Source organism: Dyella telluris (assembly GCF_014297575.1).
Classification (GTDB): Bacteria; Pseudomonadota; Gammaproteobacteria; order Xanthomonadales; family Rhodanobacteraceae; genus Dyella; species Dyella telluris.
Genome location: NZ_CP060412.1, coordinates 3,421,324 through 3,443,850, shown reverse-complemented (window position 1 = coordinate 3,443,850; position 22,527 = coordinate 3,421,324). Strand labels below are relative to the sequence as shown.

Here is a 22,527-nt window from a genome sequence, read left to right as displayed (position 1 = left end):
TCGCGGGAATGACGGTGAGGTAGAAGCCGTACGATTCGGAATCCCGAAAAAATCAATAAAAAAGGCGCCAGGCGCCCTCTTGGAAAACAAGGCGTGGCTCAACTCAACATTGGAAGCGGGTAGTCGCCATGTCACACACTCGGCCGGCGCAGGGCGCGGGCCACCTTGTCTCCGGGGCAGATAGAGCCAGAACGCTAGTCTAGCGCACTGAACCGTGTCAATTCAGCAGGGTCGCCCGTCTCAGTTCGGCCAGCGATAGAATGCGCGCCCCATTCCCCGAGGCTCTCCGATGCGCATTCTCGTCACCGGCACAGCCGGCTTCATCGGCGCCGCCCTGGCCCAGCGCCTGCTGGCGCGCGGCGACGAGGTCTACGGCATCGACAACCACAACGACTATTACGACCCGTCGTTGAAGGAAGCCCGCCTGGCCCAATTCGACGGCCACGCCAACTACACCCACCTGCGCGCGGACCTGGCCGATGGCGAGGCGGTGAACCGGGCTTTCGCCGACTTCCGGCCGCAGCGCGTCGTGAACCTGGCCGCCCAGGCCGGCGTCCGCTACTCGCTCAAGAACCCGCAGGCCTACGTGCAGAGCAACCTGGTCGGCTTCGTGAACATCCTGGAGGCCTGTCGCCACGGCAAGATCGAGCATCTGGTCTACGCGTCCTCCAGCTCGGTCTACGGCGCCAACCGCAAGATGCCGTTCGCCATCGAGGACGCCGTGGACCATCCGGTCAGCCTGTACGCCGCCAGCAAGAAAGCCAACGAGCTGATGGCGCACACGTACAGCCACCTGTACGACCTGCCCACCACCGGCCTGCGCTTCTTCACCGTGTACGGCCCGTGGGGCCGGCCCGACATGTCGCCCATGCTGTTCGCCGACCGCATCAGCCGCGGCGAGCCCATCGACGTCTTCAACTACGGTAACCACAGCCGGGACTTCACCTATATCGACGATATCGTCGAAGGCGTGATCCGCACGTTGGACCACCCTGCCCTGCCCGATGCCGCCTACGACGCGCTGCACCCCAATCCCGGCACGTCCAGCGCGCCTTATCGCGTTTACAACATCGGCAACGACCAGCCCGTGCAGTTGCTGCGCTTCATCGAACTGATGGAGCAGAACCTCGGGCGCAGCATGGAAAAGCGCCTGCTGCCCATGCAGCCCGGCGACGTGCCCGACACCTGGGCCGACGTATCAGCCCTGCGTCGTGACGTGGGCTACGCGCCCAGCACCACCATCGACGAAGGCGTGGCGCGCTTCGTGGCCTGGTACAAGGAATACGTCCAGCGGGGCGAGTAACCCATCGCCGCCAACACCTGCAGGAGCGCACGTGTGCGCGACCGGTAACGCTGCAGCGCCCGGCCTTTGCCGGGCCCCGATCGCGCACAAGTGCGCTCCTACAAAATCAGGCCATGCGAACACGCATAAGCCGTGGCGATGACACCCCCCCGGATTCCGCTTCGCTCCATCCGGGCTACACGACGCCAACCACCGTAGCCCGGATGAAGCGCAGCGCAATCCGGGATGACCTTGCGACGACGCATAAGCCGTGACGATGACGCAAGACTCCCCCGGATTCCGCTTCGCTCCATCCGGGCTACACGATGCCAATGACCGTAGCCCGGATGAAGCGCAGCGCAATCCGGGATGGCCCTGCTATGACGCATAAGCCGTGACGATGACGCAGGATTCCCCCGGATTGCGCTTCGCTTCATCCGGGCCACACGACGCCAATCACCGTAGCCCGGATGAAGCGCAGCGCAATCCGGGATGGCCTTGCGACGACGCATAAGCCGTGACGATGACGCAAGACTCCCCCGGATTCCGCTTCGCTCCATCCGGGCTACACGATGCCAATGACCGTAGCCCGGATGAAGCGCAGCGCAATCCGGGATGGCCCTGCTACGACGCATAAGCCGTGACGATGACGCAGGATTCCCCCGGATTCCGCTTCGCTCCATCCGGGCTACACGACGCCAATCACCGTAGCCCGGATGAAGCGCAGCGCAATCCGGGATGGCCTTGCGACCACGCATCAGCCATAGCGATGACGCAAAATTCCCCCGGATTCCGCTGCGCTCCATCCGGGCTACACGACGCCAATGACCGTAGCCCGGATGAAGCGCAGCGCAATCCGGGATGTCCTTGCGACCACGCATCAGCCATAGCGATCACGCAAGACTCCCCCGGATTCCGCTTCGCTCCATCCGGTCCACACGACGCCAATGACCGTAGCCCGGATGAAGCGCAGCGCAATCCGGGATGGCCTTGCGACAACCAACAAGCCATAGCGATGACGCAAGATTCCCCCGGATTCCGCTTCGCTCCATCCGGGCTACACGGCTTTCCGGTGCGCTCAGAACGGTTTGGCAATCACCAGAAACACGATGCCCAGCAACACCAGTACCGGCAGCTCGTTCAAGATGCGCAGGGTCTTCGCCGACGGCAGCGACCCGCCCTTCTCCAGGCCCTTGAGCAGGCGACCGGTCCAGCCGAAATAGACCAGCATCAGCACCACCAGGGTGAGCTTCGCGTCGATCCAGTGCATCGATGCCACCACGTTAGGCAAGGTCTGCGGAAACACGCGCCAACCCTCCCACAGGGCCAGACCAAGCAGTGCCGCGATGCCGAACATGTTGTGTCCGAAGCGATACAGGCGACGCCCCATCAGCACCAGCCTTGCCTTCACGGCCGGCTCGTCACCGGCTTCGGCCACGTTGACCAGAATGCGTGGCAGATAGAAAACCGTAGCCATCCATGCGATGACGAACACCACGTGAAAGCTCTTGATCCAGAGATACGTCATCACGGTTTCCTCGGGGACGGAGGTGCGCACCATCGCCCGAGCGGAAACCCCGCGGCAAGTGCTGGAAGTCGCCCAAGGATTGGACCGGCATCCCGACGCGTCAAGGTTTCACGCCAATCCGCGGCAACCTGTCCACTGGGCAGAGCGCGCATCACCGCGTGGCCACGGTGGTGCATAGCGGGCATTCGGGACTACCCGAATGCCCCTTCGCTATCAAAATTTCGACGCAGGGCCGCGATGGCCCGGCTGCCGGGCGGACAGGCCTGACCGCCCCTTGGCTCGCCCTACTCGATTCGGCCTGCGAATCCGTGCGCTTTCCAGATCACAGATAACTCATCGTAATGGTCGCCGCGGAGAGCACGGTGCCGCCGGACATGGCGCCGGTACGGTAATACTGTGCAGTGAAGGGAATATCCATCGTCGTCGCGTTGCCTACGTTACCGATGGTCATCACCTGTCCAAAGGATACCGGAGCACCGTTGCGCGTCAGCTGGACACCCATCCCACGGGCCGTCCCCGTATTGGACAGCACGGTCGGCAATTGGGTATTGCCGTCAAGCTGCATGGAAACGATCGTCTGGGTAACGCAATCCTGCAGCGAGATCTTGAAGTTCGTTGGCTTGGCGATGGCGCCAACCGCTGCGAAATCCGCAGTGGATGCCTTGGGTAAGGAAACCACCTGATTGGCGGTGTCGGTCGTAATCGTGCAGGCAGGGTTGACGAAATGGAACACCACCGGCGTCGTGATCTCGTTGCCGAACTGGGACGTACAAGTGCCTAACGAAGGACCGCAGCCATAGTTTCCGTCCTGATAGCCAAATCTCACCAGAGAATCGGAAAAGGTCCCGGCGGTCAGACTGGTACTGGTGCGTACCAGGTTCAAAGAAAACTGATAGGTACTTGTTGAATTGAGTCCGGCGAGATGCTTCGGACCCATACCCGACGGACCAAAGTTGTCGCCTCCGTTTGTTCCGTAAGTGGTCGGTGAAATGAGCACCCCGCCTGTCCCGAACATCTGGTAACCAAGCCCCGCCATGGACGTGCCGTAGGCGTTGAGCACCATCTGTCCGGATTGCAGGGGCGCCTGCGGGGTGTAGTTCATCGCCCAGCCGTTACCCACCGCGCTCGACCCATTGCAAGTCACTGTCAACGTAACGGTAGCCGAGCTCACCACCTGTCCGACCGGAGTGTTCTTGTTGATCGACACCTGCGCAGGCGTAAACGGTGACGTCGTGGTCGTTCCCGTACATGTAGCCAGCGCCTGCCCGGCGATCACCAGCAAGCCCAACACACACAGCACACGCATGCCCAGTTTATGCAGAGTTCTCACGGCTTCACTCCTGATTGATGCGATGCACATCGGCCGCAGCCAGACGCATCGTTGACGTGGCGAATGCCACAGCAAAAAATCCACCCTGCGCATAGCGCGGGGTGGATCAGGGACGGATCGTCGACAGCTGCGGAGATCACGGCGACAACGGCGATAACGCTGGCATCAGCGCGCCACCACCTGGATCAGCACACGCCGGTTGGGCTTGAGGCACGCAATCAGCGCAGCACGATCCTTCTGGTTGCACTGCACCTTCGGATCCGTGCTGCCACGGCCTTCAGCCGAAATGGCTTCCGCCGGGATGCCCTGCGAGATGAGGTAGTTCTTCACCGCCATCGCGCGACGCATGGACAGCTTGAGGTTGTAATCGTCGCTGCCCAGGCGATCGGTATAGCCGATGACCTTGAGCACTTCGACGTTGCTGGCCTTCTCCAGTGCTTCCACCACCTTGCCCTGGATGGCCGCCGGCGCGTTGGCCGAGAGGCGATCGCTGTCAAAGTCGAACAGGAAGTCGGCGGAGATCTCGATTTCCGACGACACGTGCGGCTTGGCGGCCGGCGGCGGCGGTGCCGGCGCGGGCACGGCGTTGACCAGCTGCGCGCAGCTTTCCGGTTTCCAGAAGTGTTCGGCGGCACGCATGTTGTCGTCGAACAACTGCTTGAACTGGCACGTCACGAATTCGTTGCCGTTGCCGGTGGGCAGGTGGAAGACGTAATCCCACTCGTGCACGCCGGCCATGCCTTCATGGAACTGCGGGTGGCCAATGAGGCGATAGACCTCCAGCTTGCTGATGCCCGGCACGACGTTACGCAGGGCATCGAGCGTGGGGTACTGGCTGCCGGGGATCAGCGGGTTGGCTTTGGCCGCATCGGGCCATACCGGCGCGGTGGTCTGGCCGTTTTTCACTTGGCTCATCGAGCCGCAGGCCGAGAGCAGCAGGACGCTCGCGGCGGACAGGAGGAAGACTGTCCTTTTGATCAGGGTAAACATGGTCGTGATCTCGGGAAGAGACGCCGATGGCGCGGGCCAGCGGCGCGAAGAAGATGAGAAGGTCGGTGCGGCGGAACCCGCCGCACCTTTCCATGAGGTCTTTGCTTAGAAGACGTAACCGACGCCGACACGCACCACCGGGCTGTCGTTCTTCGCGGCCGAGACACCGGCGTTGAAGTTGACGCGACCGTTGTCCGACCAGCGCGAGATGCCCACGCCCAGCGCGGTCTGGCCGCGATAGTTGGCGCGCCCGCCGCCGAAGACATCGCCGCCGGCGCATCGACGGGCTCGCGTGCAGCGGCCGTGGCGCGGGCGGATGCGATGTGGATGGCCTGGGGTGCGCCGGCCGCCGCCACGGTGGCGCTGACGGCCGGGCTGCTGATTTTCGCCCAGCGCCGTCGCCATCGCAGGAAGGCCGCTGATGCCGCGCAGAGCGCGACGACGTTGATTGGCTGGAAGGGCTGGAGCTATCGCGCCGTAGCACCGTCGCGCGCGGAATTCTTTGGCGCCGAGCGCCCCGAGCTGCCGCTGGTATGGGCCGTGGATCGCGTGCAGCTGGACGTCTGGACCCACGGCAGCACGCCCGGCCTGAAGCCCGCCACCGATGCGCGCTATGGCCTGATGAAGCCGGCCCGCCCGCCGAAGATCGACCTGTCGCTGGACGACGACGCCTTCATCCATTGGGTGTCGGGTGTGCAGGAAGCTGCACCGTCCCCTGCCCTGCTCCCGATGCAGGAACCCGTGCAGGCCGAAGACAACGCGCAGGCCGAACGCGACCAGGCGCTGCGCGACGAAGCGGCGCATCGCGAAGCTGCGGAGCGCGAACAACAGGAACGCGAAGCCCAACACCTTGCCCAACAGCGGGCGATGGAGATCGAAGCCGCGCGTATCGAAGCCGAGCGCGTGGAAGCCGAACGTCGCCAGGCGATGGAGCGCGAAGCACAGCGCGTGCAGGCCGAGCAGCGCGCCGCCGCCGAAGCCGTGACACGACGCGAGGATGTATCCCGACAGGATGCCGTCGCCGAGGCGAAGAAGCTGCTCACGGCGGGCTATCCCCAGAAGGCACTGGATGCACTGGCGCCCGCGCTGGCCGCACCGCATGCCACGGGTGAAGCCTGGACGGTGGCGGGCTGGTGCTGGTGGCGCACGGCGCGCGACAACGGGCCGGAGGCGGAGAAGGCCGTGGTGCAGGCCATCCAGGCTTTCCATCGCGCCATGGCCGCCGAACCCGATCGCGAAGCCATGCTGGGCAGCGCGCTGATCCGCTGCCACCTTTTCATGGCCGAACACCTGCGTGGTGACGCGCGTGCGGAGGCCCTGGACGCCGCCCTGCGCATGATGGGCAACGCTTCTGCCGCCGGTCGCAGCGGCGATGCGAAATTCGTGCAGGAGCACGCTAGCACCCTGTACGAGCGCGCCCTGCTTGCCTCCCCGGAGGAACGTGCCCAACGGCTGGAGCAGGCGCAACAGCTGCTGTCGGGCCTGCCTGCCAAGGACATCGACCTCGACGCCCGCTGGCTGATGGTGACGATTGGACTGGCCCAGGCCCAGCAGATGCAGGGCCGCGCCGCCGACACCGCCCTTGCCCGCGCCGCCGAAGCACTGGCAGACGTACCCGCCGACGCGCCGCAGGACACGCGTGACCATTGGCTGGCGCGCCTGATCGACGTGGAACTGCTGCGCGTGCGTCCACTGAAGGGCGCCGCGCGCCTGATGCGCCTGCGCCAGTTGCGCGATGACTATGCGCCCAAGCTGGCCCAGGCGCGCTCCATCCTGCCGCTGCTGTCGTGGATTCAGGTGTTGCGCGAATGGGCAGCCGCGCTCAGCGAGCGCCCTGCCCGCGAAAAGCTGGCGGAAGCGGAAACGATGTTCGAACGCGTCGAGTCGCTTTCGCCCGAGGACATCGGTTCCGTGCACTTTGCCCGTGCGTACTACCTGCGCCTGCGCTCGGCGCACGAGTCGATCGGCGCCGCGCTGGACACGCTGGAGAAGGCAGACTCGCTGCTCGCCAAGGCACAGTCGCCGGTGCTCTCCCGCGAAACCATTTCGCTCGAACGCGCGGAGGTTGCGCTGGCCCGTGCCCCGCTGGTGGACCGGAGCGAACGCCACACCGCACTGGAACAAGCCGTGCGCTACGCGGATGTCGCCACGTCGGTGGACGACGGCAATCTGTCGCGCGCCTTGAGCTGCGCCATCACGGCACGCCTTGCCCGGTTCGACACCGTCACGCCGTCGGCCAGTGAATCACGCGAACTGGCGAATCTCGCCGGGCGCCTGCTGGACGCTGCGCCGTACGACGCGGAAGCCATGCACCTGTCGGCACGCGGCGAGTTCGCCGCCGGCAATGCCAAGGCAGCCAGCGAGCTCTGCGAAGCAGCCTGGGATGCCGGCTGCCGCGATGCGGGCCTGCTGCGCCTGTGGCGCGAATCACTCAACCGCTTGCCGGACACGCTGGCCGATGCCGCCAACGATCCGCATTGGAAACGCTTGAACCAGTGCACACGCCTCGCGCAAAGCATTGGCCTTGCTACTCAGTAATCCCTATCCAAAACCCCCTACTCATCTACCGGAGACACCCCCATGAACGCCTCAGAAATGTCACAACGCATGTGGAACACCCGCTATGGCGTGATGAATGCCGTTGCCGCCGACAACCTCACCTCCCGCTCGCTCAAGCAGCTGGGCGAATGGATGGAACAGGAGCTGGATCTGCTCAGCACCTTTGTTGAAGAAGGCCAGACCGTGGTCGAGTTTGGCGCGGACTACGGCGCCCACACCTTGTGGCTGTCCCGTGCCGTGGGCGCGCAGGGCGAAGTGCACACCGCCGAACCGCGCCGACTGGACTTCCAGCAGCTGTGCGCCAACCTGGCCATCAACGGCCTGACCAACGTGCATACCTTGCCGGTATGGCTTGGCCGTCACGCCTCCTCGGCCCAGCTGTCGGACCTGGTGCCCGACACGAGCGCCAGCGCCAACGAGCGCGTACGCGTGGCCAACATCGACAGCCTGGGCCTGGAAGCCCTGCACCTGCTGAAGGTGAACCAGCCGGGCACGCTGGAAAGCGTACTGGGCGGCGCCGACGAAACCGTGCGCAAGCATCGCCCGGTGATCTACCTGCGCCTTGGCACGGTGGAGCAGTCCATCGCCGAAGTGAAGGCCATCAAGGAACTCGGCTACCGCTGCTGGTCGCACCTGCCCTACCTGTTCAACAAGGACAACTACGCCGACCAGACCGACAACAGCTTCCCGGGCCGCATCTCGCAGAACGTCATTGCGGCACCGATCGAAGGGCGGTTGTCGTTTGATCACCTGCAGGAGATTTGATGGATGAAAAAGCCTCCGCAAGGGGGCTTTTTTTTGTCCATGGAACCCAGGGCGATGTCCGTGTTGACGCTCTGCAACGGGGGAAAAGTGAGGGCCTGTGCGTCGCCATAGCATGGGCATTCGCAAGGCCGTCCCGGATTCTCGCTGCGCTTCATCCGGGCTACCGGAGCCCACGTAGCCCGGATGGAGCCGAAGGCGGGAGTCCGGGAGGGGAAACCTCAGGTTGCGCGTACTCGCGGGTCTGAACGAAGAGCTTTGATGGATGGGTTTGCCCGAGCGCTATCGCAGATTGCCCCGGATTCTCGCTGCGCTTCATCCGGGCCACGGGAGCCCCACGTAGCCCGGATGGAGCCGAAGGCGGGAATCCGGGAGGGTGTGCCTCACCTTGCGCGCACTCGCGGGGTGGGAATGGAGAGACGTGGTGGCTGGATCCATGTGGGCGCTATCGCAGATTGCCCCGGATTCCCGCTGCGCTTCATCCGGGCTACGTCGGCTCTGGTGTTTGCTGGGCGGCAATAAAGGGATGACGCCGGGGGAATGCCGCACGGTCTTTCGGGATTCTCGCTGCGCTTCATGCGGCGTATGCCGCTGTCGCATCAGTGGGTGATTTCGATACGTTGGATGGATGGTCAATTATCGACGAGCGCGGATGAAGGGCGGCACGTATTTCTTCACGGTCGCATTGAATGACCGTCGCGCGGATACGCTGGTTTCGCACATTGGTGCGTTACGCCACGCATTGCACCTCACACAGTTGAGGCGACCGTTTCGTATCGATGCCATGGTGGTGCTTCCGGAGCATTTGCACGCGATCTGGTCGTTGCCGGAAGGGGACGCTGACTATTCAGGCCGATGGCGCATGTGCAAATCGCTGTTCGTGCGGCAACTGGCGAAGCTTGGCGTGAGGGCGACCGCTGATGGCACATCGTTATGGCAGGCCCGATTCTGGGAACACCTGATTCGCGATGAAGCAGATTTCACCGCGCACGTGAATTACATCCACTACAACCCGGTCAAGCACGGGCACGTCAGGCGGGTTCGCGACTGGCCGTGGTCTTCGTTCCATCTCTACGTGCGTGATGGACGATTGCCGGTGGATTGGGCCTCGTCGGGCGAGACCACCGGTCAGTTCGGCGAATGACCCGTAGCCCGGATGGAGCCGAAGGCGGGAATCCGGGAGGGTGTACCTCCCCCTGCGTGTGCACGCGCGCGGGAATGGAAGATCCAAGGGGATGGATCCGTCCAAGCGCTATCGCAGGTTGCCCCGGATTCCCGCTGCGCTTCATCCGGGCTACGGGCTGGTCGCACCAGGTAGCCCGGATGGAGCCGAAGGCGGGAATCCGGGAGGGTGTACCTCACCCTAAGTGTGCTTGCGGGTGGGAATGAAAGGCCCAAGGGGATGGATCCGTCCAAGCGCTTTCGCAGGTTGCCCCGGATTCCCGCTGCGCTTCATCCGGGCTACGGGCTGGCCTCCGTTCGGGTGATTGAGATACGTCTTATGGAGGGCCCTCGGGACGGCGAGGAAAATCCTTGTACCCACTAGGAGGATTCGCCATGAAATACCTTGTTTCCGCCTTTCTTTTCGCTCTCTCCGTCGTCGCGTCGGGCTTCCATGCCCACGCCGCTGAAGTATCCAACGATGAGCAGGCTGTCCGCTCGATGGAACAGTCCTGGCTGAAGGCCGCGTCGACCGGCGACAAAGCGGCGATGAAGCAGATGCTTGACGACCAGTATGTCGAGCGCACGCCCAACGGCAGTATCCGCACCAAGGCCGACGTGCTCTCTGCCCCGCCCTTGCCGGCAAGTGCCATGCAGGAAATTCAGATCCTGCGCGTCGAGGTGTCAGGCGACACCGCCGTGGTGCTCGGCACCAATCAGTATCGAACCAACCCCTCGGCGACGGCGATCAACTTCATGTACATGGACGTGTTCCAGCGACGCGACGGTGCATGGCGAGTGATTGCCTCGCAGATGTCGCAGCAGCCGCCGGGGTGATGGTTCGCGGCCAGCACCGTAGCCCGGATGGAGCCGAAGGCGGGAATCCGGGAGGGTGTACCTCACCCTGCGTGTACTTGCGGGTGGGTAATGGAGAGCCATGGTGGATGGATCCGTCCGGGCGCTTTCGCGGGTTGCCCCGGATTCTCGCTGCGCTTCATCCGGGCTACGGGCTGGTCGCACCGTAGCCCGGATGGAGCCGAAGGCGGGAATCCGGGAGGGTGTACCTCACCCTGCGTGTACTTGCCGGTGGGAATGGAGAGTCATGGTGGATGGATTCGCCCGGGCGCTTTCGCGGGTTGCCCCGGATTCCCGCTGCGCTTCATCCGGGTTACGGGGTGGTGGCAGGCGCAAAAAAAAAGAGGGACCCCGGAGGGTCCCTCTTTTTGTCCCATGCGAGGCATGGAAACCGAATTGGTGGGCGGTACAAGGATCGAACTTGTGACCCCTACCATGTCAAGGTAGTGCTCTACCGCTGAGCTAACCGCCCGGTTCTCGCCCGGCGTACCGTGCGAGCCGCGCAGTATACGTGGTCCCGGGAGCTTGGACAACCACCCCGCCCCGGGCCCTGTCTCAGCCGGCCTTTTCGCGCAGTTTGTGGATCTGGTCGCGCAGGCGGGCGGCCTCTTCGAACTCCAGGTTCTCGGCGTGCTTGTACATCTGCGCTTCGAGTTTCTTGATCATGGCGGAGGCCTGGTCGGCGCTCAGGGCGGCGTAGTCGCCCCCCTTCTCCGCCACGGCCGAACCCTGGCGTTCGCCGCGCCTGCCGCGGCCACGGCCCGGGGCTTCGCTGCGCGCGCCTTCCATGATGTCGGCGATGCGGCGCACGACGGACTTGGGCGTGATGCCGTGGGCTTCGTTATAGGCCTGCTGCTTCTCGCGGCGGCGCGCGGTTTCGTCCATCGCCGCCTGCATGGATCGCGTGATGTTGTCGGCGTAGAGGATGGCCTTGCCGCGCACGTTACGCGCGGCGCGGCCAATGGTCTGGATCAGCGAGCCGGTGGAACGCAGGAAGCCTTCCTTGTCCGCATCCAGGATCGCCACCAGCGAGACCTCGGGCATGTCCAGGCCTTCGCGCAGCAGGTTGATGCCCACCAGCACGTCGAACTCGCCCAGGCGCAGGTCGCGGATGATCTCCACGCGCTCGACCGTCTCGATGTCCGAGTGCAGGTAGCGCACTTTCACGCCGTGCTCGCCGAGGTATTCGGTGAGGTTCTCGGCCATGCGCTTGGTGAGCGTGGTCACCAGCACGCGATCGCCCATCGCCACGCGCTTGTGCACTTCGCCGAGCAGGTCATCCACCTGGGTACGCACGGGGCGTACTTCCACTTCCGGATCGATCAGGCCGGTGGGACGCACCACCAGTTCCACGATCTGGTCGCCGGACTTCTGCAGCTCGTAGTCGCGCGGCGTGGCGGACACGTAGATGGAACGCGGTGCACGGGCCTCCCATTCCTCGAAACGCAGCGGGCGGTTGTCCATCGCCGACGGCAGGCGGAAACCAAACTCCACCAGCGTTTCCTTGCGCGAGCGGTCGCCCTTGTACATGGCGCCCAGCTGCGGAATGGTGACGTGCGATTCGTCGACGACCAGCAGCGCGTCCGGCGGCAGGTAATCGAACAGGGTCGGCGGCGGCTCGCCGGCACCACGCCGGGTGAGGTGGCGCGAGTAGTTCTCGATGCCCTGGCAGTAGCCCACTTCGGCCATCATCTCCAGGTCGAAACGCGTGCGCTGATCCAGGCGCTGCGCTTCGACGAGCTTGTTGTCCTTGTAGAGCTGCTCGAGACGCTCCTTCAGCTCGACCTTGATGGTCTCGATGGCGTTCAACACGCTTTCGCGCGTACTGGCGTAGTGCGTGCGCGGATAGATGGTGTAGCGCGGCACCTTGCGCAGGGTGTCACCGGTGAGCGGATCGAACAGCGCCATGTTCTCGATCTCGCCATCGAACAGCTCGATGCGCAGCGCTTCGGTCTCCGACTCCGCCGGGAACACGTCGATGACTTCACCGCGCACGCGATAGGTGCCGCGACGCAGCTCCATCTCGTTGCGGGTGTACTGCAGCTCGGTCAGCTGGCGAATCAGCTGGCGCTGGTCGATGTGTTCGCCCTTGGCAAGGATAAGGCGCAGCGACAGATAGTCTTCCGGGTCACCGAGGCCGTAGATCGCGGACACGGTGGCGACGATCAGCGAATCCTTGCGCGACAGCAGCGCCTTGGTGGCGGCCAGTCGCATCTGTTCGATGTGATCGTTGATCGAGGCGTCTTTCTCGATGAACGTATCGGACGCGGCGACGTAGGCTTCCGGCTGGTAGTAGTCGTAGTAGCTGACGAAGTACTCCACCGCGTTGTGGGGGAAGAACTCCTTGAACTCGCCGTAGAGCTGCGCCGCCAGCGTCTTGTTGGGCGCCAGCACGATGGTCGGCCGCTGCACCTTCTCGATCACGTTGGCGATGGTGAAGGTCTTGCCCGAGCCAGTGACGCCCAGCAGCGTCTGCGCGGCCAGGCCGGACTCGAAGCCCTCACTGAGTACGCGGATGGCATCTGGCTGGTCGCCAGAGGGCTTGTAGGGGGAGACGAGTTCGAAGCGGTCAGTCATGGCCTTCCACATGCGGTCACGTGAGAGCATTTTAAATCGCCCTACTGACAGGGCCTGTCAGCAGGCTACGACACCCACCCCGGGCGCACGATGACTGAGGGGCTCGCCGGCCCTCGCTAGGCTCATGGTCTCCAGCGACGCAGGGGGCGGTGTGGGCATCCAGCGGACGATCCAGCCCTGTCGGGCGGCGGGTTTCACCCTGATCGAGAGCATCGTGGTGCTGGTGGTGGCGAGCACGCTGCTGTGCGTTGCTGTGCCGTCCTTGCGCCACATGATGGTGCGTCACCGGGTCGCCACGGCGCAGATGGATCTCCTGGCCTCACTTCAAGACGCGCGGGCACTGGCGATCACCAGCGGGCGCCGCGCCCTGCTCTGCCCCGCGGCCAATGGCCAGCAATGCAGCAACGACACGCACTGGGAGAAGGGCTGGTTGGTCGGAAGCTATCGCAGCGACAAGGCCAGCCAGTTGGACGGGCCACCCACGCGCATTCATGGCGGCTACCCTCAGCTCATCATCACCAGCACGGGCGGACGCACACGCATCCGCTTCCAGCCAACCAGTTTCAGCGGTGGCAGCACGGTGACTTTTACGCTCTGCCAGCGCGGCTACGCGCAAGAGGCCCTTGCCATCAAGGTTTCCAACTATGGCCGTATCGCTGGCGCCAAGCCCAGTCAGGACGAGGCCATGCAATGCGCCTCCGGCGGCTAGAGGCACGCCTTCGCGGCATCCCGATACCCGCGCAACGCCAACACCTGCAGGTGCTCGTACAGCACCACGTCGGCGCCCACGGCCTTGCTGTGGATCACCAGCAATTCCTCGACATGCATGGTCGCGTTGCTCACCACCACCTGCAGCGAGGTCGGCGTTTCGAGGATGCGTGCCGTGGGCGAGATCGCCACCCAACGCGTATGGACGCAGGCGGCGTAAACGGAATCCAGCTTCGTGGTGCTGGCCTGGAACGTGGGCTTGTTGTGGGTGATATCACCGGTGCTCGCACAGCCGGCAAGCAGAACCACCGCCACGGCAACCGACCCGGCACGTTTCATGGGGCCCTCTTCGATCCAACAGTCAGGTCTGGCGCATGGCAAACAGGTAACCCCGCTCCCGCCCGGGTGCCCGAGGGCACCGGCGTGGGACGATCTTCGGCAGCGTCCGGTGTATGCGATGTCTACACACGGACGAGTCCCGCAAGCCTGTTTCGCTGCGTTGCGCGCAGGATCAGGGAAAGAACCGCGCCGTTTGGCGAATAAATCACTCTTCAGCCAAACATGAACACGCCGCATGGCCGGCGTTAAGACATAAAAAAACCCCGCCGGAAGGCGGGGTTTTTCCTGAATATGGCGCCCGAAGTTGGACTCGAACCAACGACCCCCTGATTAACAGTCAAGTGCTCTAACCGGCTGAGCTATTCGGGCGGGGTGAGCTGGGTAGTTTGAATATCCAGCCCCGGGCTGTCAAGACGTTTTAACGAATTCAGACGAGTTTCAAGCCGCCTTGCCCGTCAGCACCCGATAGCAGGGCACATAGGCCGTGCCGCCGGGCAGCTTCATGCGGTCCTGGGCCACGAAGGCCTTCAGCAGGTCGTCCAGCGACGCCATGATGTCGGCGTCGCCGTCGATCAGGAACGGGCCCTTGGTCTCGATGGCGCGCATGCCCTCTTCCTTCACGTTGCCGGCCACGATGCCGGAGAACGCGCGACGCAGGTCGGCCGCCAGCTCGTGGCGCGGACGATCACGGTGGATCGCCAGGGCGCCCATGGCCTCGTGCGTGGGACGGAACGGCAGCTGGAACGCGTACGGGATGTTGAGCGCCCAGTTGAAGAAGAACGCGTCCTTGTTGTCCAGGCGGTAGTTGCGCACCTTGTCGATGCCGCGAACCATGGCGCGCGCCACGGCCGCCGGATCGTCCACGATGATCTGGTAGTGCTGGGTCACGCTTTCGCCCAGGGTCAGGCGCAGGAAGCGGTCGATCTGCTCGAAATAGGCCGCCGACTGCTTGGGGCCGGTGAAGATCAGCGGGAACGGCACGCCGGCATTTTCCGGGTTCAGCAGAATGCCGAGCATGTAGAGGATTTCCTCGGCCGTGCCCACGCCACCCGGGAACACGATGATGCCGTGGCCCATGCGCACGAAAGCTTCGAGGCGCTTCTCGATGTCCGGCATGATCACCAGGTGGTTCACGATCGGGTTCGGTGATTCGGCCGCGATGATGCCCGGCTCGGTGATGCCGATGTAGCGGTTGTTGCGGTGGCGCTGCTTGGCGTGGGCGATGGTGGCGCCCTTCATCGGGCCCTTCATCGCGCCCGGGCCGCAGCCCGTGCAGATGTCCATGCCGCGCAGGCCGAGCTGGTAGCCCACCTGCTTGGTGTATTCGTACTCGTCGCGCGAGATCGAGTGGCCGCCCCAGCACACCACCAGGTTCGGGTCGATCTGTGCCTTGAGGATGCGCGCGTTGCGCAGGATCTCGAACACGGCATGGGTCAGGCCCACGCTGTCGTCCAGATCGAAGTTGCCCTGCTCCATCTGCGTGGACACGTAGACGATGTCGCGCACCACGGCCACGAGCAGCTCGTTGATACCGCGGATGATCTGGCCGTCCACGAACGCCTGGGCCGGTGCATGGGTCAGCTCGATCTTGATGCCGCGATCCTGCTGCAGCACCTGGATGTCGAAATCGGGGAACTGCTCGAGGATGGAGCGCGGATCGTCGCTCATGTTGCCCGAGGTCAGCACCGCCAGCGCGCAGCGGCGCAGCAAGGCGTGCAGGCCCGAACCGCTGGCGTCGCGCAGGCGCGCCACTTCGTTGCGGGACAGGATATCCAGGCCACCGGCGGGCGAAATGCGCGCGCTCACGGTGGCGGGTCGGCCGGCCTTGCCGGCTTGCGTGTCATTCATTCAACCATTCTCCTCGCCGCGCCCTCGCGGCTCGTTCGTCCGTGCAAAACGCGGCGGACCGCGTAGCTTCCCGCGCCGGGCATGGCAGGGTCAAGTTTTTGGGGGCGCGCCGTTCACGTTTTCTTATGACCCTCCCTGCCACCTCACCGTCATTCCCGCGAAAGCGGGACAAGCGCAGCGCAGAACGCCCGCAGGGCGGCCCCGGGAGGGGCGAGCGCAGCGAGTAATCCAGCGACTTTCGAGCCTCATCGGCAAGCAATAAAGGCACTGGATTCCCGCTCTTGCCCCCTTTTCGGGGTGAGCGGGAATGACGGTGAGGGAGGGCCGGGTCCCCACAAAAAAAGCCGGCGCCCCTGAGGACGCCGGCCAGTCTTCAAACCCTCCGCAAGCTTATGCGCTTAGAAGGTGTACTTCAGCGTCAACAGGACCGACCAGCGCTGGGCGAGGTCGTCGTTGTTGTTGATGTAGGTCGGCACCGGCAACGGCTGGTAGCCACTGCCCTGGTTGTACGTGGTGCACGAAGCCTTGCCGCCGCAATCGATGTTGTAGATGTACTTGCCCGTCTTGGCATCGACGCCGTAGTAGTCGGCCAGCGCACGGCCACCCGGGAAGTTCACGCGCTTCTCGATACCCCAGTGCTTGTTAAGCAGGTTCGTGAAGTTGTAGACGTCCAGGCGGATCACGCCCTTGTTGCCCTTGAAGATGCCCGGGATTTCCTGGCTGAAGCTCAGGTCGATCTGGTTGATCCAGCCGGCGCGGTCGTCATTGCGCTTGGCCACCTGGCCCTGGTGATCCTTCAGGTAGTCGTTCTTCTGGATGTAATCCCAGAACTGCTGGATCAGCTTCGGATCGGTACCCGGACGGAACTCGACTTCACCCGGACGCGGGATGTAGACCAGGTCGTTGGTGTAGCCGTCGCCGTTGGCATCGTTGCCGAAGGTCCAGCTATACGGGGACGCGGAGTGACCGTCGTAGAAGATGCTCGCGCTGGTGGTGTAGTCACCCCAGAAGCGATGCTGCCAGTTCAGCGAGGCGATCACGCGACGCGGCACGGAGTAGTTCGAGGTGCTGGCCACGTTCTCGTTGGAGTTGTAGACGTAGTTGTTGCCGTAGTTCGAGTTGGCAACCGACGACGTGCCCGGGTTCACTTCGGTCGAACGGCTCCAGGTGAAGCCGACCATGCCCGACCAGTCTTCCGAGAACGGCTTCTTCAGCGACAGGGCGATGCTGTCGGCGCTGCCCTTGTCGGTGTTGGCCAGGTTGATCATCTGACCGGAGAACTTCGAGTTCGCATTGGCACGGACCGACTGGCCCTTGCCCTGCGGATCGAGGCCGGACAGCTTGTAGTACGAGTTGCGGCCGTCCGGCAGCACGAAGGTCGGGGCGCCCAGGTTGGTGTTCTGGAACCAGATGGCGTCGCGCTGTTCGATGTGCTCCCAGTCAGCCGTGGCGATCAGGCCGTACCAGGGCAGCTCGTGATCCACACCCAGGCTGATCTTCCACGCGGTCGGGATGTTCCAGTCCTTGGAGATGGTGTTGACCGTCATCTGGCCAGCACCCGACGGGCCATTGTTCTGGTGGAACGGATCCGGGCTGAAGGCCGGCAGGTTGGTGTTGCATCCGCTCTGCGTCGGACCGCAGTTGTACTGCGTCTGCGTCACGCCCGAGTTGGAGAAGATGTTGCCCAGCCACACGGACGGCTGGTTGGTCACGAACAGGCCGGCGCCACCACGCAGCTGCGTCATGCGCTCGGTGTTGAACGAGTAGTTGAACGACATGCGCGGCTGCACCACGCGATGACCGTTGATGGTGTACTGGTTCGTCTGGCCGTAAGCGGCGGCATAGGTCGAGTTGTAGAGCGGCTTGTCGCTCATCAGCGGCACGTCGACGCGCACGCCGTACTGCAGCGACAGGTTGTTGGTGACCTGCCAGGTATCCTGCAGGAAGATGCCCCACTGGTTGAGGTTGTAGCTCGCCGCCACATCATCCAGGCCCAGGCCGTTGGCCGGGCGGTTGTAGCGGTACTGGTAGTACGCGCCATTGGCGAAGTTGCTCAGGCCCGTGGTGCCCTTGGCGCCCGGCACTTCTTCGAACACGTAGCTGCCGTAGTAGTTCTGCAGGAACAGGTTGTAAGCCTTGTCCTTCTCGTAGTCGAAGCCACCCTTCAGGGTGTGGTCGCCGAGGTACAGGGTGCCGGCCCAGGCGGCGTTGAAGGTCTTCACCTTCAGCACGTTGGCCTGGCTGGAGTACTCGGTGCCGAACTCGACCGCCGGGCCGCCGTACGCCACCGGGTACACGGTGATGTCAGGCATGGCCACGCCGTTGTACGGGCCGCGGTTCTGGTTGAAGTTGGCGTACGACACGGTGGTGTCGGTGGAGAAGATGTCCGACCAGTCGTCGTAGAAGTGCAGCGCGTAGCTCTTGTTGTCGACGTTGGTCTTGTACCAGCCGCTGGACAGCACCAGCTTGGTCTGGCTGCCGGTGATGATCGGCTTGTTTTCCTTGGTCTCGCTGTACGTGAAGCTCGCACGATGGTTGTCGGCGATGTTCCAGTCGATCTTGGCGAGATAGCGCTTGTCGGTCAGGTTGGAGTTACCGCCACCCACCGAGCCGATGTCGTTCAGGCCGTACTTGGCGGCGATGTCGCGCACCGCCTGCACCTGCGCGTTGGTCAGGCCCTTGATGGGCGTGGCCGCGCCGGAGTCTTCCGGACCGTAGGGGCTGCCCGAACCGATCTGCTCGCTCTTTTCCAGCGAGGCGAAGAAGAACAGCTTGCCCTTGATGATCGGGCCGCCGACGGTGGCGCCGCCCGTCCACTGGCGCTTGAAGCCGGCGTACGGCTTGTCGTTCTCGTTGTCACCGATCATGTCGGTGTTCTGGAACGCGTAGTAGACCGAGCCGTGGAAGTCGTTGGTACCGCTCTTGGTCACGGCGTTGACGTTCGCGCCCAGGCCACGACGGTTGCCCACGTCGTAGTTCGCCGTCGAGATGTTGTATTCCTCGATGGTGTCCTGCGAGATCGGCGTGCCGAGGGTCGGCAGGCCGTTGGCGTTCAGGCCGAACGGATCGTTCGCGCTGACCGAGTCCACGGTGATGTTGTTGTAGCGGCTGTTCTGGCCGACGGCCGAGATTTCGCCACGGGCGCGGTCGGTGATGACCACGCGGGGATCCATGCGCACGATGTTCTGGATGGAGCGGCCCGGCGTCGGGGCGGCGTCGAGTTCACGGCGCGAGATGTTGGTGCTGATGCCCTTGTTCTCGGCGGTGAAGGTCTGCGACAGCGAGTTCGCCGACACGGTCACGCCGCTGAGGTTCTGCGCATTGGCGGTGGCTGCCGTCACGCCCACGGTCAGGTTGACGGCGGTGTCCTGGGCCAGCTGCAGGTAGACGTTGTCCTGTTCGCTCTGCGTACCGTCCTTGTTGACCTTCACGTCGAACGGACCGCCCACGCGCAGGCCCTGCGCCGAGTAACGGCCGGCCGCGTCGGTGGTGGTGGTCTTGGTGGTGCCCGTCGGCTCATGGACGATCTGCACGGTGGCGCCGGCAACCGGCTGGCCAGCGCCGTCGACGATGCGACCGCTGATCGAGGAGGAGGTGTCCTGGGCAAGCACCGGCGCGGTGGCCAGCAGCGTCGCAATTGCTACCGGCAGCAATTTTGTGCGCAAAGAATGGTTCATCGAGATTCAACCCCTTAAGAGATTCGCAAAAAAAGGCATGGGACCAGACCAGAGGAGTCCCATGCCCCTCCGCCACCGTCTTAAGTGACTGATTCCCTAATATTTTCAGATGCGCCCGGGGTGCCCGGCGAGGATCGCCGACCGGGGCTCATCACGACGAATGTATCCGCAGTATATTACAATTTCGTAACTTATTGACGAAATGCTCACAGTTCTTGCGCCTGTTTCTTACGTCATTCGTAAGCTTTCACAGGGCATCCCGGGGCTTTTGCGGGCACAAAAAAACCGCCTCCCCGAAGGGAGGCGGTGGGTGAACCACTTGCTTTTGGTGCTGTTCGGTTCGCTTAGAAGAACGAGATGCCGAAGGTGACCATGTAGGTGCGGTCTTCCAGCAGCGAGTAGTACGGAGCCGAGGCGTACAGCGCAGTGCCGTTGGTCGGATCCTTGTACACGCCACCCGGGTTGCTGGCCAGGAACGCGCCGATGTTGTTGGCGTTGGTCAACGCACGCTTGTTGGTCAGGTTGAACACGTTGAGCTTGATGTACGGGTTGCGCAGCCAGGTGGCGAAGTCGTCGAACTTCCAACCCGCATTGAGGTTGAAGGTGGTGTAGCCACCGATCTGCTCGGTGTTCATCCAGTCACCCCACACCGGACCGCGGTACTTGGCGTCCAGGGTGGCCCAGAACGGACCGTGGTCGTAGCCCAGGCGCACGTAGCCGGAGTTCTTCGGCGTGTTGAGGAAGGTCTTGCCTTCGGTCGGGAACACGCCGTCGCCGAACGTATTCACGTTGCCGTCGAGAATGGCCTTCTGGTACGAGTAGTTGCCGTACAGGGTCCAGTCCGGCAGGAAGTTGTAGCTGGCTTCCGCGGTGAGGCCGCGCATGTGCATCTTCGGCAGGTTCAGGTACACCGTCTGGCCGGTGGTGTTGTCGTAACCGGAGATCTGCTTGTTGACCAGGTGCGAGGTGTACGCATCAACGTTGGCCGAGAACTGGTCGGCGTAGAAGCGCCAGCCCAGGTCGATCGTGGTGGCCTGCTCCGGCTTGTTGCCGTAGGTACCGGCAGCGGCGTTGGCAGCGTTCTTCGGGTTGTCGGCCACGGCCACGTTCTGCAGCAGCGCGCCGTTGATCGGGGCACGGTAGGTACGGCCAGCACCGATGTAGAACTGGTTCTGGTCGTTCAGCTGGTACTTCACGCCCGCGGTCGGGCTGACCTTGTGATAGGTCGCGCTGCCCTCGCCGCCGTACTGGGCGTACTTCGGATTCGTGCTCTGGCTGCCCCAGTTTTCGTAGTCGTAACCGTCACGCGACTCCCAGAAGTACGCCGCGCCCACCGTGATCGTCCACTTGTCGTTCGGCGTCCAGGTGTTGGTCGCGAAGAACTTCTTGATCTCGGAGGTGGTGTACTCGCGGTACAGACGCTGGATCACGCCGTTGGAGTACTTGATCAGTGCGGAGTCCGTGTCGCCCCAGAAATCGGCCGGATTGCCGCCGACGGCGGGGGTGAAGACTTCCTGCTGCTGCTGGCGAGCGCGCTCGTACCAGAAGCCGTATTCCAGGCTGTCGTCCATGCCGAAGTCCTGGTTCAACTTGGCGATGACACCCGGACGGTAGGTGAAGGTCTGGCTGACGTCGTAAGCCACGGCGCTGCCGCCGATCTTGCCGTCGCCGTTCAGATCCTGGTTGGCGTAGCCGATGGTGTTCTGGTTGACGGTCGATTCGGTGAACTTGTAACCGCCGCCGCCACCGCCGTTGCCGTACCAGAAGTACGGCACCACCGACAGGCGCAGGCTGTCAGCGAGCTTGAACTCGCCGTCCATGCTGGCCAGCCAGCTGGTGAACGGGTTGGTGTGGAGCTTCCAGTAGTTGGTGTCGGTCGGGCTGTAGTTCTCGTTGTAGCTCTGGAAATAGCCGCCCGTACGCACGGCCGCCTTGGTCAGGCTGTTGTAGCTGTAGTTGCGCTCGCGGTTGTACTGGAACGAGGCCGAGATGTAGTTGTTGTCGTCGATCGTCCACAGCGCCTTGCCGTCGACCTTGGTGACGTTCATGTCACCCGGGCCGCGCCACTGGTTGGAGGTGTTGTTGGAGTACGACAGCCAGCTGCGCACCGGGCCGAGATCGCCGGTCTGCAGGCGGACGAAGGTACGGCGGTAGTCGTGGTCACCCAGGCTCTGCGCGAAGTCCACGCCGGCCTTGTGCGACGGGTCGATGGTGACCCAGGAGATGGCGCCGCCGGCAGCACCGGAGATCGGCGTGTCGACGTCCGGGTAGCCCTGCAGCACGGTGATGTCACCCATGTTCTCGGTGTCGCCGTACTCGGTCGAGTAGACCTTGTAGTTGCCGCTGTCGTTGATCGGCGCGCCGTTCACGGTGGTGCCGATTTCGTCGCTGGTGAAGCCACGGATCTGGTAGTTGCCGTTGGCCAGGCCACTGACGTCATCCGTCGAGGCGTTCACGCCCGGGATGGAGTCGATCATCTGCACGAAGGTGCCACCCGGGGCCGCCTTGACGATGGCGTCGCGCGAAATGGTCGAAACCGCCTTCGGCGCCGTCTGCACCGACATCAGGCCGCCACCCAGCGACAGGCTCTGCGCCTGCACCGTCACGGTGTCCAGCTGCTGGGCGCGCTTGGTGTCGTTGGAGGTGGTGGTGTTGGAGGTGGTGGATGCACCGGCACGCTGGCTGGCCGCTTCCTTGGTATTGGTCGGCTGTGCTGCCTGGCTGCTGGTGTCCTGTGCAAAGGCAAGGCCGGCAGTCAGGCTGAGCATGGCGGCAATCGCCATGGAGAGGTGGTTTCGCTTCATTATCGTCATTCCAGAATTGACAAAAAGGGTGGTCTGCTGCCGTCCCGGAGGCCGCCAGCGTTTGCTTGAGAAACGTGCAGGCTGTTAAGGCAGAAAGATCTTTCGAG

15 protein-coding genes and 2 tRNA genes are annotated in these 22,527 nt (G+C 63.7%); 6 read left to right on the top strand and 11 right to left on the bottom strand.

Annotated features, from left to right (window positions below; genetic code table 11):
- Positions 1 to 289: 289 nt before the first annotated feature.
- A complete protein-coding gene (locus H8F01_RS15060; protein ID WP_187055894.1) occupies positions 290 to 1,303 on the top strand; it encodes an NAD-dependent epimerase in 1,014 nt (337 codons plus the stop codon).
- A gap of 1,057 nt (positions 1,304 to 2,360) precedes the next feature.
- Here the strand turns inward: H8F01_RS15060 and H8F01_RS15055 are convergent.
- The 4 genes from H8F01_RS15055 to H8F01_RS21970 all read right to left on the bottom strand — a co-directional run bounded on the left by H8F01_RS15055 (position 2,361) and on the right by H8F01_RS21970 (position 5,535).
- Positions 2,361 to 2,813, bottom strand: coding sequence for a CopD family protein (locus tag H8F01_RS15055; RefSeq protein WP_187055893.1), 453 nt, complete (start codon positions 2,811 to 2,813; stop codon positions 2,361 to 2,363).
- 319 nt (positions 2,814 to 3,132) lie between these two features.
- The gene (locus H8F01_RS15050; RefSeq protein ID WP_187055892.1) at positions 3,133 to 4,140 is read right to left on the bottom strand and encodes a fimbrial protein; all 1,008 of its coding nucleotides are present in this window, start codon (positions 4,138 to 4,140) and stop codon (positions 3,133 to 3,135) included.
- Positions 4,141 to 4,305: 165 nt separating this feature from the next.
- Positions 4,306 to 5,055, bottom strand: coding sequence for an OmpA family protein (locus H8F01_RS15045; protein WP_187055891.1), 750 nt, complete (start codon positions 5,053 to 5,055; stop codon positions 4,306 to 4,308).
- A 180-nt stretch (positions 5,056 to 5,235) separates the two neighbouring features.
- The gene (locus H8F01_RS21970; protein WP_187055890.1) at positions 5,236 to 5,535 is read right to left on the bottom strand and encodes a YadA C-terminal domain-containing protein; all 300 of its coding nucleotides are present in this window, start codon (positions 5,533 to 5,535) and stop codon (positions 5,236 to 5,238) included.
- Here H8F01_RS21970 and H8F01_RS15035 point away from each other — a divergent pair.
- From H8F01_RS15035 to H8F01_RS15020, 4 genes are all read left to right on the top strand, one after another.
- The gene (locus H8F01_RS15035) at positions 5,452 to 7,668 is read left to right on the top strand and encodes a coiled-coil domain-containing protein (protein WP_187059426.1); all 2,217 of its coding nucleotides are present in this window, start codon (positions 5,452 to 5,454) and stop codon (positions 7,666 to 7,668) included. The two genes, H8F01_RS21970 and H8F01_RS15035, sit on opposite strands and share 84 nt — an antisense overlap.
- 42 nt (positions 7,669 to 7,710) lie before the next feature.
- Positions 7,711 to 8,454: an FkbM family methyltransferase gene (locus tag H8F01_RS15030; RefSeq protein ID WP_187055889.1), complete on the top strand. Its 744-nt coding sequence runs from the start codon at positions 7,711 to 7,713 to the stop codon at positions 8,452 to 8,454.
- 625 nt (positions 8,455 to 9,079) lie between these two features.
- A complete protein-coding gene (locus H8F01_RS15025; RefSeq protein ID WP_187055888.1) occupies positions 9,080 to 9,595 on the top strand; it encodes an REP-associated tyrosine transposase in 516 nt (171 codons plus the stop codon).
- A gap of 413 nt (positions 9,596 to 10,008) precedes the next feature.
- Positions 10,009 to 10,449 carry a nuclear transport factor 2 family protein gene (locus H8F01_RS15020; protein ID WP_187055887.1) on the top strand — a complete coding sequence of 147 codons (441 nt, stop codon included), beginning with the start codon at positions 10,009 to 10,011 and terminating at the stop codon, positions 10,447 to 10,449.
- Between the two features lie 415 nt (positions 10,450 to 10,864).
- Here the strand turns inward: H8F01_RS15020 and H8F01_RS15015 are convergent.
- Both H8F01_RS15015 and uvrB read right to left on the bottom strand, forming a co-directional pair.
- Positions 10,865 to 10,939, bottom strand: a tRNA-Val gene (locus H8F01_RS15015).
- Between the two features lie 83 nt (positions 10,940 to 11,022).
- Positions 11,023 to 13,044: an excinuclease ABC subunit UvrB gene (uvrB, locus tag H8F01_RS15010; protein WP_187055886.1), complete on the bottom strand. Its 2,022-nt coding sequence runs from the start codon at positions 13,042 to 13,044 to the stop codon at positions 11,023 to 11,025.
- A gap of 124 nt (positions 13,045 to 13,168) precedes the next feature.
- On the opposite strand from uvrB, the gene H8F01_RS15005 reads away from it, so the two are divergent.
- Positions 13,169 to 13,753 carry a GspH/FimT family pseudopilin gene (locus tag H8F01_RS15005; protein ID WP_187055885.1) on the top strand — a complete coding sequence of 195 codons (585 nt, stop codon included), beginning with the start codon at positions 13,169 to 13,171 and terminating at the stop codon, positions 13,751 to 13,753.
- Here the strand turns inward: H8F01_RS15005 and H8F01_RS15000 are convergent.
- The 5 genes from H8F01_RS15000 to H8F01_RS14980 form a co-directional block, all read right to left on the bottom strand.
- Positions 13,750 to 14,091 carry a hypothetical protein gene (locus H8F01_RS15000; RefSeq protein ID WP_187055884.1) on the bottom strand — a complete coding sequence of 114 codons (342 nt, stop codon included), beginning with the start codon at positions 14,089 to 14,091 and terminating at the stop codon, positions 13,750 to 13,752. The two genes, H8F01_RS15005 and H8F01_RS15000, sit on opposite strands and share 4 nt — an antisense overlap.
- Positions 14,092 to 14,383: 292 nt before the next feature.
- A tRNA-Asn gene (locus tag H8F01_RS14995) sits at positions 14,384 to 14,460 on the bottom strand.
- Positions 14,461 to 14,529: 69 nt separating this feature from the next.
- Positions 14,530 to 15,939 (bottom strand): nucleotide 5'-monophosphate nucleosidase PpnN, encoded by a 1,410-nt coding sequence (gene ppnN, locus H8F01_RS14990; RefSeq protein ID WP_187055883.1) that lies wholly within the window; start codon positions 15,937 to 15,939, stop codon positions 14,530 to 14,532.
- A gap of 398 nt (positions 15,940 to 16,337) precedes the next feature.
- Positions 16,338 to 19,616 (bottom strand): TonB-dependent receptor, encoded by a 3,279-nt coding sequence (locus tag H8F01_RS14985; protein WP_187055882.1) that lies wholly within the window; start codon positions 19,614 to 19,616, stop codon positions 16,338 to 16,340.
- 344 nt (positions 19,617 to 19,960) lie between these two features.
- Positions 19,961 to 22,420, bottom strand: a complete 2,460-nt coding sequence (locus tag H8F01_RS14980; protein ID WP_187055881.1) for a TonB-dependent receptor — start codon at positions 22,418 to 22,420, stop codon at positions 19,961 to 19,963.
- Between the last annotated feature and the right edge of the window lie 107 nt (positions 22,421 to 22,527).

Coding starts and splice junctions, on each gene's coding strand:
- H8F01_RS14985 (WP_187055882.1), bottom strand. CDS start 19,616: ATGAACCATTCTTTGCGCACAAAATTGCTGCCGGTAGCAATTGCGACG.
- H8F01_RS15030 (WP_187055889.1), top strand. CDS start 7,711: ATGAACGCCTCAGAAATGTCACAACGCATGTGGAACACCCGCTATGGC.
- H8F01_RS15020 (WP_187055887.1), top strand. CDS start 10,009: ATGAAATACCTTGTTTCCGCCTTTCTTTTCGCTCTCTCCGTCGTCGCG.
- H8F01_RS21970 (WP_187055890.1), bottom strand. CDS start 5,535: ATGGCGACGGCGCTGGGCGAAAATCAGCAGCCCGGCCGTCAGCGCCAC.
- H8F01_RS15005 (WP_187055885.1), top strand. CDS start 13,169: ATGGTCTCCAGCGACGCAGGGGGCGGTGTGGGCATCCAGCGGACGATC.
- uvrB (WP_187055886.1), bottom strand. CDS start 13,044: ATGACTGACCGCTTCGAACTCGTCTCCCCCTACAAGCCCTCTGGCGAC.
- ppnN (WP_187055883.1), bottom strand. CDS start 15,939: ATGAATGACACGCAAGCCGGCAAGGCCGGCCGACCCGCCACCGTGAGC.
- H8F01_RS15000 (WP_187055884.1), bottom strand. CDS start 14,091: ATGAAACGTGCCGGGTCGGTTGCCGTGGCGGTGGTTCTGCTTGCCGGC.
- H8F01_RS15035 (WP_187059426.1), top strand. CDS start 5,452: ATGTGGATGGCCTGGGGTGCGCCGGCCGCCGCCACGGTGGCGCTGACG.
- H8F01_RS15025 (WP_187055888.1), top strand. CDS start 9,080: ATGGTCAATTATCGACGAGCGCGGATGAAGGGCGGCACGTATTTCTTC.
- H8F01_RS14980 (WP_187055881.1), bottom strand. CDS start 22,420: ATGAAGCGAAACCACCTCTCCATGGCGATTGCCGCCATGCTCAGCCTG.
- H8F01_RS15060 (WP_187055894.1), top strand. CDS start 290: ATGCGCATTCTCGTCACCGGCACAGCCGGCTTCATCGGCGCCGCCCTG.
- H8F01_RS15045 (WP_187055891.1), bottom strand. CDS start 5,055: ATGAGCCAAGTGAAAAACGGCCAGACCACCGCGCCGGTATGGCCCGAT.